The 13,512-nt window shown below is 67.2% G+C and carries 13 protein-coding genes; 3 read left to right on the forward strand and 10 right to left on the reverse strand.

All coding sequences use genetic code 11. The annotated features are described in order from the left end of the window. Window positions 1-4 precede the first annotated feature (4 nt). From tilS to EDL96_RS08475, 4 genes are all read right to left on the reverse strand, one after another. Window positions 5-1,111, reverse strand: a complete 1,107-nt coding sequence (gene tilS / locus EDL96_RS08460) for a tRNA lysidine(34) synthetase TilS (protein WP_123825362.1) — start codon at window positions 1,109-1,111, stop codon at window positions 5-7. 44 nt (window positions 1,112-1,155) lie between these two features. Continuing rightward, a complete protein-coding gene (locus EDL96_RS08465; RefSeq protein WP_123825363.1) occupies window positions 1,156-1,617 on the reverse strand; it encodes a DNA-binding protein in 462 nt (153 codons plus the stop codon). A 105-nt stretch (window positions 1,618-1,722) separates the two neighbouring features. Further along, window positions 1,723-2,862, reverse strand: coding sequence for a zinc-dependent metalloprotease (locus EDL96_RS08470; protein WP_123825364.1), 1,140 nt, complete (start codon window positions 2,860-2,862; stop codon window positions 1,723-1,725). A 63-nt stretch (window positions 2,863-2,925) separates the two neighbouring features. After that, entirely contained in the window at window positions 2,926-4,413 is a 1,488-nt protein-coding gene (locus EDL96_RS08475) for a D-alanyl-D-alanine carboxypeptidase/D-alanyl-D-alanine-endopeptidase (protein WP_158609562.1), read from the reverse strand. A 192-nt stretch (window positions 4,414-4,605) separates the two neighbouring features. On the opposite strand from EDL96_RS08475, the gene EDL96_RS08480 reads away from it, so the two are divergent. From EDL96_RS08480 to EDL96_RS08490, 3 genes are all read left to right on the forward strand, one after another. Further along, entirely contained in the window at window positions 4,606-5,121 is a 516-nt protein-coding gene (locus EDL96_RS08480; RefSeq protein WP_123825366.1) for an inorganic diphosphatase, read from the forward strand. Between the two features lie 183 nt (window positions 5,122-5,304). After that, the gene (locus EDL96_RS08485) at window positions 5,305-6,006 is read left to right on the forward strand and encodes a hypothetical protein (RefSeq protein WP_123825367.1); all 702 of its coding nucleotides are present in this window, start codon (window positions 5,305-5,307) and stop codon (window positions 6,004-6,006) included. 140 nt (window positions 6,007-6,146) lie between these two features. Beyond that, window positions 6,147-6,794, forward strand: a complete 648-nt coding sequence (locus tag EDL96_RS08490; protein ID WP_123825368.1) for a PIN domain-containing protein — start codon at window positions 6,147-6,149, stop codon at window positions 6,792-6,794. A gap of 99 nt (window positions 6,795-6,893) precedes the next feature. Here the strand turns inward: EDL96_RS08490 and EDL96_RS08495 are convergent, their stop codons facing one another. From EDL96_RS08495 to serS, 6 genes are all read right to left on the reverse strand, one after another. Further along, window positions 6,894-7,889, reverse strand: a complete 996-nt coding sequence (locus EDL96_RS08495) for a glycine betaine ABC transporter substrate-binding protein (protein WP_123825369.1) — start codon at window positions 7,887-7,889, stop codon at window positions 6,894-6,896. A 25-nt stretch (window positions 7,890-7,914) separates the two neighbouring features. Then, window positions 7,915-8,709, reverse strand: a complete 795-nt coding sequence (locus EDL96_RS08500; RefSeq protein ID WP_123825370.1) for an ABC transporter permease — start codon at window positions 8,707-8,709, stop codon at window positions 7,915-7,917. Next, window positions 8,706-10,076: an ABC transporter ATP-binding protein gene (locus EDL96_RS08505; RefSeq protein ID WP_123825371.1), complete on the reverse strand. Its 1,371-nt coding sequence runs from the start codon at window positions 10,074-10,076 to the stop codon at window positions 8,706-8,708. The genes EDL96_RS08500 and EDL96_RS08505 overlap by 4 nt, the downstream gene beginning before the upstream one ends. Then, window positions 10,069-10,707, reverse strand: a complete 639-nt coding sequence (locus EDL96_RS08510; protein WP_123825372.1) for an ABC transporter permease — start codon at window positions 10,705-10,707, stop codon at window positions 10,069-10,071. Before EDL96_RS08510 ends, EDL96_RS08505 begins: the two co-directional genes overlap by 8 nt. Before the next feature lie 296 nt (window positions 10,708-11,003). Further along, a complete protein-coding gene (locus tag EDL96_RS08515; RefSeq protein WP_407656936.1) occupies window positions 11,004-12,005 on the reverse strand; it encodes an HAD family hydrolase in 1,002 nt (333 codons plus the stop codon). Between the two features lie 152 nt (window positions 12,006-12,157). After that, window positions 12,158-13,459, reverse strand: coding sequence for a serine--tRNA ligase (gene serS, locus EDL96_RS08520; protein ID WP_123825374.1), 1,302 nt, complete (start codon window positions 13,457-13,459; stop codon window positions 12,158-12,160). Window positions 13,460-13,512: the final 53 nt, after the last annotated feature.

A 13,512-nucleotide genomic window follows, 5' to 3' on the forward strand; every position in this document is an offset into this window, starting at 1 on the left:
GGGTTCAACCCGAGGGGCGAAGTTCCAGGATCCCCCGGCCACATGAGTTGTCCTTGCGACCGGTGCGGATCGGGCGACGCCTGTACACGGCCACTTTACCCGCCATCTGGACGGGACCTGCCTGGCCGGTGCCTGCCGCCAGGTCCGCCAACGCCTCCATCCGCTCGAAGGACACGGCCTCGCCTCCGGCTTCCACGCATGCGGCCGCGAGCGCCCGCCGTGCAAGGGGGGCCGGGGCTTCCTGGAGCACCTCGAGGGAGAGCCCGACGCATGTCGGTGCCAGCCGTGGGGCACACCCCGCCTCCATCTCATCCCGGGCCCGGTCCCGCGCCTCTTCCAGCAGGCGTTGCGCCTGGTGGTCCAGGAGTTCGGCATCCGGTCCCAGGATCGCCGCGGAGCGCGCCAGGGATGCTGCCACGCCCGGACCGAGCTCGCGTTCGAGCATCGGCAGGACGGTGTGCCGCACCTTGGCGCGGAGGAAGGTTTCGTCCGTGTTGGTGGGGTCGATCCAGGGTTCCAGCTGTTCGGCCTCGCACACGGCCGCCGTCGCCTCCCGGGCAATGTCCAGCAGGGGGCGGAGCAGACGCAGACTGTCTCGGGTGGAGATCCGCGCCATGCCACCCAGCGAACGCGTCCCGGAGCCTCGGGCCAGCCCCAGCAGGACCGTCTCGGCCTGGTCGTCCCGGGTGTGACCCAGCAGAACGGCGTGCGCCCCGTGGTTCCGCGCGGCCCGTCGCAGGGCGGCGTACCGGGCGGTGCGCGCGGCGGCTTCGGGCCCGTCGTCACCGCGTTCGACCGTCACGGGCAGCACGTCCACCGGGTTCAGCCCCAGGGCCCGCGCCTGCTCAGCGGCACGTTCCGCGACCCGGGCGGAGCCCGGTTGGAGTTGGTGGTCGACGACGACGGCGCCCACCCGGAAGTGGCGGCGCCGGGCGAAATGGGCGGCGCCTGCGGCCAGGGCCAAGGAGTCGGGGCCGCCTGACAGCGCGACGAGCACCAGGTCCTCGGGCTGCGGTGGCCTTCCGAGGGAATCAGTCAGGCAGTTCTCGACCGCGCGGCGGGCTGCAGCGACTTGGGGATGCAACCGCCCTCGGCGACCGAACTGCGTCATGCGTGCACGCAGTGGCGGCGGAGGTCAGGAACGGAACTCACGGTTCACTGGCGGCCGTTGGGGTCGCCGTTGGTTTCGCGCAGGGCCAGGGTCAGGACCTTGACCAGTGTGGGGGCGGAGTTACCCAGTGCCTGGACGGCGTGGCTGAGTTCGACCGGCGGGATGACCGAGGCCAGCGCGGACACGGCGTTCGTCTCACCATGGATCCCTGCCTGGATCTGGGTGGTGGTCAGCACGGGCTGGGACTGCTCGACGTCATTCAGGGTCGCGTCGATGTCCTCCGTACCCGCGCGCTGTTCCAACATGACCAGGCGTTCGTAAACCGCAGGGTTGCCGATCTTGATCCGACGCCCGGAGTTGAGCTGGGAGAGCATGGGTGCGGACAGTCCGAGTACCTCAGCCAGGCGACGCTGGGTGATGTTGTAGGCGCTGACCACTGCGCCAAAACGCTCAGAGAGCGGCTGGCCGTAAAGCCTGATCTGCTGTTCGATGTTCTCGGAAGTCACGTTTGCAATTGTGTCACACGGGTGCGGCTGCGAGGGGCCCTGCACGGCCACCTCAACTGGGAGCACGCCCAGAACTCGCCCCAGAACGGATGGTTGTGGGGTGAATTAGGGCTTGAGCACTCGATGCACCCACGTTTGCGGGTCACGGATCTCGGCTTCGGTGGGCAGGTTCGCCGCGTTGTCCCAGACCCGGTTGAAGCCTTCCAGTCCCGCCGCCTCGATCACCTCCGTGACGAACTTCTGCCCCTGAACGTACTGTTTCGCCTTAGCATCCAGTCCCAGGAACTTCCGGATCACCCTTTGCCCCGGGCTCTGGAGATCACGGCGTCGGTCGAAACGACGGCGGATGGTCTTGACCGAGGAGACCACCGAAGAGTCCACGTTGTCCATGACCCAGTTGGCGTGCCCCTCGAGCAGGGACATCGTGGCCACGGCCGAGGACATGAGTTCCCGTTCCCGGTCCCCCAGGACCACGGACATCGGGCCCAGGAGGTCGTCCTCGCGATGCCGGCCCCTGACCTGACCGCCCACCGCGGCCACGGCCCGGCCCATCCGCGCCTTGAGCTGGTCCACGTCCCCGGTCATGGAGCTCGACAACTCCTGGATGGTGCCCAACATGTGATCACGCAGCCAGGGCGCGGCCGCGAACTGGACCCGGTGCGTTTGTTCGTGCAGGCAGACCCACAACCGGAAGTCCTCGGGCTCCACGTTGAGTTCCCGCTCGACCTCGAGCACGTTCGGCGCCACGATCATGAGACGGCCGCCGGGGTTACGCCTGGCCGCCTCCGGGGAGGTGAGCCCCGCGTAAGGGTCGTACTGGCCCAGGACCTTGGTCGACAGGAACGCCAGGATCGCGCCGGCCTCTGCTGCGGTCGCGCGGCTGCCGATCCATTGGGTGAGTTCGTTCGAACCGCGCCCACGGGCCCGGTACCTTCCTGCCAGCTCGTTCATGGCCGGTTCCAGCAGCGCTGCGAAGGTGGCCGCGTTGGCCTTCGCCCATCCGGCACGGTCCACCACGACGACGGGCGCATCACGCAGGTCACGCGCGGCCTCCAAACCGGAGATTCGGTGGACGTGGTCCACGGAGGTCTCGGCATGATGACGCATCGAGGCAACGGCCTCCTGCATCGCCCGCGCGGGAGGGGTGGGTCCGGCAGGGGTGGTCCTGGCTGCGACGGCGGCAGCGAAGCTCCACTTGATCAGACCGGAGTCCGTGGTGCCGGGGGTGCTGTGGGGCGTGGTCATGAAGCCATGCAACCACAGGGCGGGCCGTACACCGCATCGAAGGCCGCAACGATCAGTCCCCCATCAGCTCTGCGCGAGCGTCGCGAAGAACTCGTCGGCCCTGTTCCGGGCGACCCCGGTGTCCTGAACCCCGTCGAACAGGACCACGGCGATCATCCGTTCACCGTCGTCCCGGGTCACTCTCCCGGACAATGCGGTCACCGTGTTGAGGGTGCCCGTCTTGGCTCGCACGACGCCGCGACCCGCGGCTTCCGTGGGGTCGTCGAAACGGTCCTCCAGGGTCCCGGAGTCCCCGCTGACCGGAAAGGTGGAAATCATGGGCGTGTACCGGTTCGGTGCATCTTGTTCGCCCAACAGCAGGATCCCCGCGAGCACCCGGGCCGTGACCCGGTTGGTCGGGGCCATGCCGCAGTTGTCGCCCACCACCACACCGTCCTCCGCGGTCACGTCCCGGCCGAGGGCCTCGCGCAGGGCTTCCTCGGTGGCCTTCCGTGCGCCCTGCACGCTGCCGGGGTGCCCGGACTTCACCGCCGCCATCCGCCCCAGGACCTCCGCCAGGCGGTTGTCGGAGTCCTGCATCATCACGGTTGCCTGTTCCTCGAGCGTGGCGGATTCAACGCGCCCGAGTTCACGTCCCTCGGCGGCCTTCACCGGTTGCCCCACCTCGACCGAGACCGGTTGCCCGGTTCGCTCCGAGAGTTCGGCGGAGAGCTCGCCGGCGAAAACCTCGGCCACGGTGCGGGCTGCGTCGTCGTCGTGGGTGTCCGTGGGGCGGCCGTCCGGGCCGGGAACGGTGTGTGACCCGAAGGCTATGGGGGCCACGGGGCCCACCTCGCCCGCCGCGACGTCGCCCGGGAGCCAGGCGTCGTTGGTCGCGGGCCCCTCGAAGACGCTGGTGTCCAGGTCGACCTCGATCCGGTCAGGGAAGTCGTCCCGGTCCGTTTCCCGGGCCATGCTCCGCGCCGTCTCCTCGGCCAGGGTGGCCACCCCCGCGTGGCCCATGACGGCCTTCGGGTTGCTCTCACCCGGGGAGAGCAAGGTGTCCCCGCCGGCCACGAGCACGACGGAGGAAGGGGTCTTCCCGGCCACCACGGTGGTGGCCAGCCGGTCCTCGACGTCCGCGTGGTGGAACAGGGAGAGTTCCGTGAGGATCTTCTGGTTGGAGGCGGGGGTGACGGGTTGGTCGGGGTTGCGTTCGTAGAGCAGGTCACCCGTTGCGGGGTCGGCCACGACGGCACCGGTGTTCTGCGCGGGGGCTCCGTCCAGCACACCGTCGATGGCGGTCACGGTCGATCCGGGCAATTTCACCGGGGTTGCTGTCGGTGTGGGGGTCGCCGGGTCGCCGGAGGTGTCCACCGCCTCGGGCTCGGCACCCGGGTCCTGGGACCGATCGCCGAGGAATCTCGGAAGGGCCAACGCCAGGATCAGGACCAGGGCCGCCACCAGGACGGCGACGAGCGCCCCCACCCATCTGCGGGGGCGCCTCGGGTACCCGCCGGTTCCGGAGGAGCTTCGATCACCCTCCGGCCGGGGCGCGTCCTGGCTGGCCACGTGGACCATTGTGCCGTGAAACGTGAGGCGGCCCCGAAAGTACGGAACACCGCACCACGATCGAGGTCACAGAAGCCCGCGCCCGCTAGGCTTGCCCCGGACAATGCGCCGCATCCGGCCACCGAACACGGGCTTCGGACCGGCGCACTCGCGGGACCGCCCGCACCACATCCTCAGATCGAAGGAGTTGCCATGGAGATGGACGTCACCATCGAGATCCCCAAGGGATCGCGCGTCAAGTACGAGATCGACCACGAGACGGGACGCATTCGCCTGGACCGTGTCCTGTTCACGTCGATGGGCTACCCGACACACTACGGCTACTTCGAGGACACTCTGGGCGAGGACGGGGACCCGCTCGACGCCCTGGTGCTGCTCGACGTCGACGTCATGCCCGGCGTGATCGTCGAGTCCCGCCCCATCGCCGTGTTCAACATGACGGACGAGGCCGGTGGCGACGCCAAGGTCCTCTGCGTGTCCACGGACAAGCGTTACGACCACATCCAGGGTCTCGAGGACATCGACGAGTTCAAGCAGAAGGAGATCCAGCACTTCTTCGAGCGCTACAAGGACCTGGAGCCCAACAAGTGGGTCAAGGGCGAGGGCTGGGCCGGGAAAGACGAGGCCGAGCGTCTGGTCTCCGAGGCGATCGAACGCTTCAAGCAGTCCCACTACGAATCCGCTGCCGAGGCGGAGCAGGAGGACTGAGCGCACCTGCTCGCCGCTGCTCAAGGGCCCGCACCGCTGCAAAGCGGTGCGGGCCCTTGCTCGTGCGTTGCGATGTCCGCGGCCTGTGGTTGAGTTGGCGGTGAGACCATGGAAAAACGGTGATGGAACAACGACGACGGACGGCGATGAACGTTGGAGAACGTCGGGAGGTGCCCGGTAACCATGCCCCGCTCTGACGAGGTACCTCAGCGGGTTCCCTACGTCCTGGAGTACCAGGGCCGCACGGTGGTCCTGGGCGAACCGTTCCACCTCGCGGAGCTGGATCGCATGCTGACCCGCTCCCACGTCTCGACGACCACCACTGTTTCCGGCACCGGTGGCACCCAGTTGGACGGGGTGCTGCTCAACAGCGTGTCCGTGGACCTGCCGATCCCCCGGTTCTGGGAACAGGTGCAGTCCGCCGCATTCGACGACGCCCCGTGGCCCGCCGACGACTCCCCTGTGACCGTGCCCGAGCCTCCCGCCTGGCTGGCCGCTGCCCGGTGCTGGGAGTACGACCCCGTCGCGCCGGTTCTTCCGGCGGTGGAGAGCACCAGGCTCGAGGAGCCCGGCGGGTGGCTGCACAGCCCGGGGTTCGCGGGTTTCGACACGTCCCGGTACGCCGGTTCGGTGGGTCTCTTCCAGCTCATGGACCAGGAGACCTTCTGGGTGCTCGCCTCCACGGAGGACTTGGTGGAGGTACGCCTGCTGGCCCTGGACCTTGCCCGCTACCGCCGTGGGTTCCGGGAGCTGGGTGTTTGTTTCGACGAGTTCGAACGGCCCGGTTCGCTGCGGCTGCCCCTGATCTGCCGTGAGGTCCTGGAGGACGAGTTGATCGCCCGCAGCGTGGACATCGAACCGCGGTTCTGGCCGCGCGTGGACTGAGGCATGAGGAGATTATGCGAGTAGGGGTCTATTTCGATGGTTTCAACGTCTACTACGGAGGGCGACGTCAGGCGGGACGGGGCGCATCTGGATGGAAGTGGTACGACCCTCGAGGTGTAGCTCGGGGGACTCTGGACCGGATGCTCGCCACTGGCTTCGTTGCGGATACCGGCGAGGTACGCACCCTCTGGGAAAAGGCCTCCATAGCACGAGTGATCTTCTGCTCTGCTCGAATTGCGGCACACGGTGATCCACATGCCGTTGCAGACCAGGACGCCTTCTTCGAGGCCGTCAAACGGGGAGGCTACATCGACCACCTCGAGCTCGGGCGGTACGTCGCTCGCGTCAAGCATGCCCCGTTGGCGATCAAACCAACTGAATGGCAGTCAGGCCCCCAGCTGGTCTCAGCGCACTGGCCTCTCATGGTTCAGGACGCCGCGGGTGAGCCTGTGCCCGATGCCCGGTTCGTCGTTTCGTACCTACACAATGAGGAAAAGGGTAGTGACGTGAACATCGCCACTCACTTGTTGCACGACACCTTCGAGTCTCGGATCGACGCTGCCGTGGTCTTCTCCAACGACACTGACCTCAAACTGCCAATTGAGGTCGCCGCGAACAGGATTCCCGTGGGAGTTGTGAATCCCAGCGGCCGACCGGTGGCTGGCGAACTGAAGGATGCCGTTCTGGGCAACAAGGGTTGTTGGTACTTCAAGCTGCCATTGGACGTCTTCACGGAGCACCAGATGCCGGACCAGGTCGGGGACATCCATCGCCCGGCCCAGTGGTGACCACGTGTGCGATCTTGCCGCTCGCGCTGCTACACTGAAACCATGACTCACCTGGTCCCCATTGGGGGCCAGGTTTTTTCTTGCCCAACCGCGTGTGGACTAGTGCGGTTCTGAGATGAACCCTTCGTCCACCATCCAGTCGAAGGCGACGTCCGCGGGGTCCTTGCCCTCCACGTCCACCTGGGCGTTGAGTTCCTGCAGGGTCTCGTTGTCCAACTTGGCCATGACGGGCGCCAGGGTTTCCTCCAGCTCGGGGTGCTGGTCCAAGAATTCCTGGTTGAACACGGGCGAGCCGTTGTAGGCCGGGAAGTAGTGCTTGTCGTCCTCCAGGACCGTCAGGTTCAGGGAAAGGATGCGGCCGTCGGTGGTGAAGACCTCGCCGAAGTTGCACGACCCGTCCGCAGTGGCCGCGTAGATCGCACCAGTGTCGTAGAGACCGATGTTGTCGTCCGGGACTTCCTCGCCGCGGGGCAGGTCGTAGTGCTCGAGCATGGGGGTCATGCCGTCGGCGCGCGAGTTGAACTCCGCCTCCACGCAGAAGGTCCGGTCCTCGACCGGAAGGTTCTGGATGTCGGAGACCTTGGTCAGGTTGTGCTCCTTGGCGAAGTCCTCCCGAACGGCGAACGCGTAGGTGTTGTTGAACGGGCCCGCTTCGCCCCACACCAGGCCGTTGTTCAGGTCCTCGTCGTGCACGGCCTGCCATTGCTTCTGGGGGTCGTTGATGCCTTCTTCCTGACCCATGTAGGTCAGCCAGGCCGTGCCGGTGTATTCGATCGTGACGTCGGCGTCGTGGTTCATCATCATCTGGCGCACGGGCTGGGATCCGGGGACGTTGGTCATGTCCTGAGCGTTGAATCCCGCGGCGTCCACGGCTAGGACCAGGATCTTGCCGAGGATGAGCTGTTCCGTGAAGTTCTTGGAGACCACGCGGACGGGTTCGTCGTTGGCGCCGTCGATTTCCTGGATGGAGCCCGGGCCGAATTCCGGTGTGTAGGCGGTCGAGGACTGCAACCCGCAGCCGGTGATGGTCAGCATGCCCGCGCCCAGCATGGCAAGGACCGCCGTGACGCGGTGGGAGGTTTTGTGCTCACTCATGGGTCAATTCCTCACAGTCGGGGCGTCACAGGCCACGGGGGCGGGCAATGTGTTCGACGACGCGCCCCAGCCAGTCCACGGCCAGGGCCAGGACGGCGACCAGGACCGAGCCCGTGATCAGGACGCGCGGCAGACTCAGGTTCACGCCCGAGGTGATTAGCAGCCCCAACCCGCCCGCGTTGATGAAGGTCCCGAGCGTTGCCGTGCCGACCACCAACACGAGGGCGGTTCGCACCCCGGCCAGGATCAGCGGGACGGCAAGGGGCAGTTCCACGCGCCATAGAACCGCGGCCGCGGACATCCCCATTCCCCGGCCCGCCTCGACCAAGGACTGGTCCACGGCGTCCAGACCCGCCATGGTGTTCCGGAGGACCGGAAGGACGGCGTAGACCACCAGGGCCACGATGGCCGCGGTCGGTCCGAAGCCCATCCAGAACGCGAACACCACGATCAGACCCACGGCGGGTGCGGCCTGACCGAAGTTGACCAGGGCCGTCACCGGTGTGGTGAAACGCCGCATGGGCGGCCGCGTGAGCAGGATGCCGAGCGGGATGGCGATCACCAGGACCACGACCGTGGCGATGGCCGTCAGGTAGAGGTGTTCCAAGGTCATCGACCACAACTCACCCGGGGTCAGGGTAACCATCTCGGTGTCGCTGAGGTCCCGCGTGTACAGCCAGGCGAACAGCGCGCCCAGAATCGCCAGCAGGATGACCGGATACAGCAGCAGGGACGCCCGTCCGCCACGGTCGACCTCGAGTCCGGTGTCGGTCTTGGAGGCCGCTTCCGTCGGTGTCTTTTCGGTGTCCAGCTGGCTCATGGCCGCTCACCACTCGTCTGCGGCAGCGCGGTTGAGTCGGATCCCTCGTCGGCATCCGAACGGGAGGGTTCAGCGGCGCCGTCGTCGTAGCGGCCGCGACCGGTGCCGACCTGGTCCGGGGTGATCAACGTGATCTCGCCGGTGTCCGGTGCCACCTCGATCCTGGCCTCGGCGTCGTTGGTCCCCACGGGTGAACGACCCGTGTCGGCGGCGCCCCGGTTGTCACGCAAGGACTGCATGACGGTGTCGATGTCCACCACACCCTCGAACCGGCCGCGGGGCCCCACCACCAGAGCGGCACCGGCGCGGGAGACCAGCATGGTGTCCAGCGCGTCCTCCAGGGTGGCGCCCATGCCCACGATCGGCAGGTCGGGTTCGTAGCGGGTGGGCAGCGCGGTGGCGCGGCGCAACTGCGCCACGCTCGGCCAGGCGATCGGCCGCCTGGCGCGGTCCAGGACCACCACGTGACCGTGCCCGGCCGCTTCCGCCTTCTGCACGGCAGTGGTGGGCGAGTCCTCCGGGGTCACGACGACGGCGTCCAGGATCGGCATCTCGTTGACGCGCGTCAGACCGAGCGCCTTCAGCCCTGCGCCACTTCCCACGAAGTCGGAGACGAAATCGTTGGCCGGTTCCGCCAGGATGCGTTCGGGGCTGTCGTACTGCTGGATCCGTGCGCCCTCGTCGAAGACCACCACCCAGTCGCCGAGCTTCACGGCCTCGTCGATGTCGTGCGTGACGATCACGATCGTCTTACGCAGTTCGTTCTGGATCGAGATCATCTCGTCCTGCAACCGCTGGCGGGTGATCGGGTCCACCGCTCCGAAGGGTTCGTCCATGAGCAGCACGGGCGGGTCCGCGGCCAGGGCGCGGGCAACGCCCACACGCTGCTGCTGACCACCCGAGAGCTGCTTGGGGTAGCGGTCCCGGTAGCTGTCCGGGTCAAGGGACACCAGTTCGAGCAGTTCGTCCACGCGTTCCGCGATGCGCTGCTTGTCCCAGCCGAGCATCTTGGGCACCAGCCCGATGTTGGCGGCAACCGTCATGTGCGGAAACAGGCCACCGGCCTGGATCACGTATCCCATCCGGCGGCGCAGGTCGTCGCCGTTCATGGTGGTCACGTCCTCGCCGTCGATCACGATCGAGCCTTCGGTGGGTTCGATCAGACGGTTGATCATCTTCATGGTCGTGGTCTTGCCACAGCCGGAGGGCCCCACGAACATGACGGTCGAGCCCGCCGGGATCTCGAGCGTGAGGTGATCGACGGCGGGAGCGGACTTGGACCCGTAACGCTTGGTGACGCCGTCGAGCAGGATGGGGACGCCCGTGATACGTCCGGGCTCTGTGGGCGCAGTGGTGGATTCAGACACGGAGACCTCGCGAGGTTGTGAGTCGGCCCAGCAGGATCAGCAAGGCGTCAAGGATGGTGGCCACCACGATCACGGCGACAATGCCCGTGATCACGGAGGCCAGGGAGTTGGCACCGCCCAGACGTGAGAGCCCGGAGAAGATGAAGCCGCCCAGACCCGGGCCCAGCACGAAGGCGGCGATGGCCGCGATGCCCATGACCATCTGGGCCGAGACCCGCATGCCCGTCAGGATCACGGGCCAGGCCATGGGCAGTTCCACGCGGAAGAACGTGGCCATGCGGCTCATCCCGATGCCTCGGGCGGATTCGACGACGCCTCCCGGGACCGAGTTCAGCCCGACCACCGCGTTGCGCAGGATCGGGAGCACGGCGTAGAAGGTCACCACCACGACGGCGGGCAGCACACCGAAGCCCAACGGCGCGATCAACAGGCCGATCATCGCGAAGGACGGGATGGTCAAGCCGATGGCCGTGAAGCTGTTGGCCAGGTTGCTCAACCTTTCGGAGCGGTAGGAGACCATGGCCAGTCCCACGGCGATCACCGTTGCCAGCAGCAGGCACTGGACAACCAGTGAGAAGTGCTGCCAGCTGGCGAACAGGATCTGTTGCCACCGGTCAGTGACATAGTCCATGGTCGATGCCCCCTCGGTCGCTTGACATCGGGCGATGTCGTCATTCGGACGGATGCAGCGCCCGAGGCGGGACTCCCGGAGGCCACCCCGGGACGTGCCCGGGATCACTCTCCACCATACTCCGACAGTTCACTGATGAGTCGGCATCGACCTCCGACTGGCGATTTTCAATGACATTTCACCTGGCCAGAGCAGGCATGAGTATTACGCAGCAATGACCGCGTACCGGCGTGGCCCCAGGCACGCAGTGCGACTCGTCCAGTGGATCACGGGCCGGGCGGGGTGCTCCGGTCGGCTCAGACCAGGCTGCGAAGGATCCTGGCCGCGCCGTCTTCGTAGACGCTGGTGGTGACTTCCCGTGCAACGGCCACGACCTCGTCGGGGGCCTGCCCCATGGCCACGCCTCGCGCGGCCCAGTCCAGCATCTCCACGTCGTTGCGGCCGTCACCGATGGCCACCGTGTGCGCGGGGTCCACGTGGAGGTAGCGGCGGACCTGTTCGAGCGCGCTGGCCTTGGACACGCCGGCAGCGGCCACGTCCAGCCAGGCGGTCCAGCCGACTGAGTAGGCGACACCGTGCAGACCGGCGGCGTCGATGGCCCGGGCGAAGTCCTCCGGGGTCTCCTCCGAGCTGTAGACCACCAGGCGGACGGCATCCAGGTCCGCCAGCTGGTGGATGTCCGTGCCGATGGCCTGGATCCCGAAGGACCGGTCTTGGAAGCGTTCGGTCGCGAAGAAGTGCCCGTCGGCCGTCTCCAGCGCGAACTTGGCGGTGGGCAGCGCGTCCTTGAGAGCGTCCAGGGCGGCACCGGGGTTGAAGGTCACGGCGTCGATCACGCGGTGATAGTCCGGCAGGCTCGGGTCCAGCTGGAGTGTCACGCCGCCGTTGGAACACACCGCAAAGCCGCTCTCGAGTCCCAGCTGTTCGCACACGGGCAGCGTGGCCCCACGGGAGCGCCCGGTGGAAATGACCAGGTGGTGCCCTGCGGCGGCGGCCGCCAGGGCGGCCTCCTTGACCTCGTCGGACATCGCACCGTCGTGGTCGACCAGGGTGCCGTCCACGTCCAGGGCGACCAGGTACTTGACGCCCTTCTCGAGCTCCCAGTCGCTGCCCACCGGATCCCTGTCGGGTTCCGGGAAGGGCGAGGTGCCGGGCTGGAGGAACTCGGGGGTCTCCACGGCGTCGTCGTATTCGCCGGTGCGGTCGGCGCTGTACTCGCCGTCGAATTCTTCCAAGAGGTCTGCGTTCTCGAACCGGTCGTCGCTGCCGGTGTTCTTCTGCGTCGTCATGGTCGTCATGCTGTCACACCACCACGACACGCTTCCGTTCGGTGGACCACAGACGAACCGAGAGATGAACGGCGCCTGACACCTTGACGCCGAGTTCGGGGTTGTTCCGCCTATTCGGCGAAATAGGCGGAACAACCCCGAACTCGGCGGGAGGAATGGGGTCAGGCGATGACGTCGATGCGTTCCTGGTTGCGCATGTACGGGCGGAGGGCCTCGGGGATAATGACCGAGCCGTCGGCCTGCTGGTGCGTCTCCAGGATCGCGACCAGCCAGCGGGTGGTCGCCAACGTGCCGTTGAGGGTCGCCACGGTGCGGGTGCCACCCTTCTTGACCTTGCCGTCCACCGTGGTGTCGGCCAGCCGCTCGCGGATGTTGAGGCGGCGGGCCTGGTAGGTGGTGCAGTTGGAGGTCGAGGTGAGCTCGCGATACCGCCCCTGCGTGGGGATCCAGGCCTCGCAGTCGAACTTGCGGGCCGCGGAGGTCCCCAGGTCACCGGCGGCGGTATCGATCACGCGGTAGGCCAGCCCGCAAGCCTGCAGCATCTGCTCTTCCCATTCGAGCATGCGGGCGTGCTCGGCCTCGGCCTGGTCCACGTCGCAGTAGACGAACATCTCGAGCTTGTTGAACTGGTGCACGCGGATGATGCCGCGGGTGTCCTTGCCCGCCGACCCGGCCTCACGGCGGTAGCACGAGGACCAGCCCGCGTAGCGCAGGGGTCCGGTGGTCAGGTCCAGGATCTCGTCGGCGTGGTACCCGGCGATCGCCACCTCGGACGTGCCGACCAGGTAGAGGTCGTCCTTCTCCAGGCGGTAGATCTCGGCGTCGTGTTCGACGTCGAAGCCCGTGCCGGCCATGATCTCCGGGCGCACCAGCGTGGGGGTGGTCAGGGAGATGAAGTTGTTGTCCACCGCCAGGTCCTGGCCCATGCGCAGCAAGGCGGTCTCCAGGCGCGCGATGTCGCGCTTGAGGAAGTAGAACCGGGAGCCGCCGACCTTGGCGCCGCGTTCCATGTCGATGCCGTCCACCAGCTCGCCGATGGCCAGGTGGTCGCGCGGTTCGAAACCCTCCACAGTGAAGTCCCGCGGGGTTCCGACGTGCTTGACCACTTCGTAGTCGTCCTCGCCGCCGGTGGGGACGCCGTCGATGATCAGGTTGGGCATGGTCTTGAGCAGCTCGTCGATCGCGCTCTGCGCCTCGACTGCGCGGTTGTCCGCGTCCTTGACGCGGTTGGCCAGTTCCTTGACCTCTGAGAGGAGCTGCTGTTTCTCCTCGCCCTGCGCCTGAGCCACCTTCTTGCCGAACACCTTCTGCTCCGCACGAAGGTTCTCGTACTCAGTGATCGCGGACCGGCGCGCCGCATCGGCCGCAAGGACGTCGTCGACGCTCTCGGGCGACAGGCCGCGGGCGGTCTGGGAGGCGCGGAACTGGTCAGGATGTTCGCGAAGAAGATTGATGTCGATCACCAGGCCAGGGTATCCGAGGTTCCGCCCCACCCGGAGCAGCCCGGAGCGGCCCG

This window comes from Kocuria soli (assembly GCF_003797835.1).
GTDB lineage: Bacteria > Actinomycetota > Actinomycetes > Actinomycetales > Micrococcaceae > Kocuria > Kocuria soli.

Coding starts and splice junctions, on each gene's coding strand:
- tilS (WP_123825362.1), bottom strand. CDS start 1,111: ATGACGCAGTTCGGTCGCCGAGGGCGGTTGCATCCCCAAGTCGCTGCA.
- EDL96_RS08470 (WP_123825364.1), bottom strand. CDS start 2,862: ATGACCACGCCCCACAGCACCCCCGGCACCACGGACTCCGGTCTGATC.
- EDL96_RS08480 (WP_123825366.1), top strand. CDS start 4,606: ATGGAGATGGACGTCACCATCGAGATCCCCAAGGGATCGCGCGTCAAG.
- EDL96_RS08485 (WP_123825367.1), top strand. CDS start 5,305: ATGCCCCGCTCTGACGAGGTACCTCAGCGGGTTCCCTACGTCCTGGAG.
- EDL96_RS08490 (WP_123825368.1), top strand. CDS start 6,147: ATGCTCGCCACTGGCTTCGTTGCGGATACCGGCGAGGTACGCACCCTC.
- EDL96_RS08495 (WP_123825369.1), bottom strand. CDS start 7,889: ATGAGTGAGCACAAAACCTCCCACCGCGTCACGGCGGTCCTTGCCATG.
- EDL96_RS08500 (WP_123825370.1), bottom strand. CDS start 8,709: ATGAGCCAGCTGGACACCGAAAAGACACCGACGGAAGCGGCCTCCAAG.
- EDL96_RS08510 (WP_123825372.1), bottom strand. CDS start 10,707: ATGGACTATGTCACTGACCGGTGGCAACAGATCCTGTTCGCCAGCTGG.
- EDL96_RS08515 (WP_407656936.1), bottom strand. CDS start 12,005: ATGACGACCATGACGACGCAGAAGAACACCGGCAGCGACGACCGGTTC.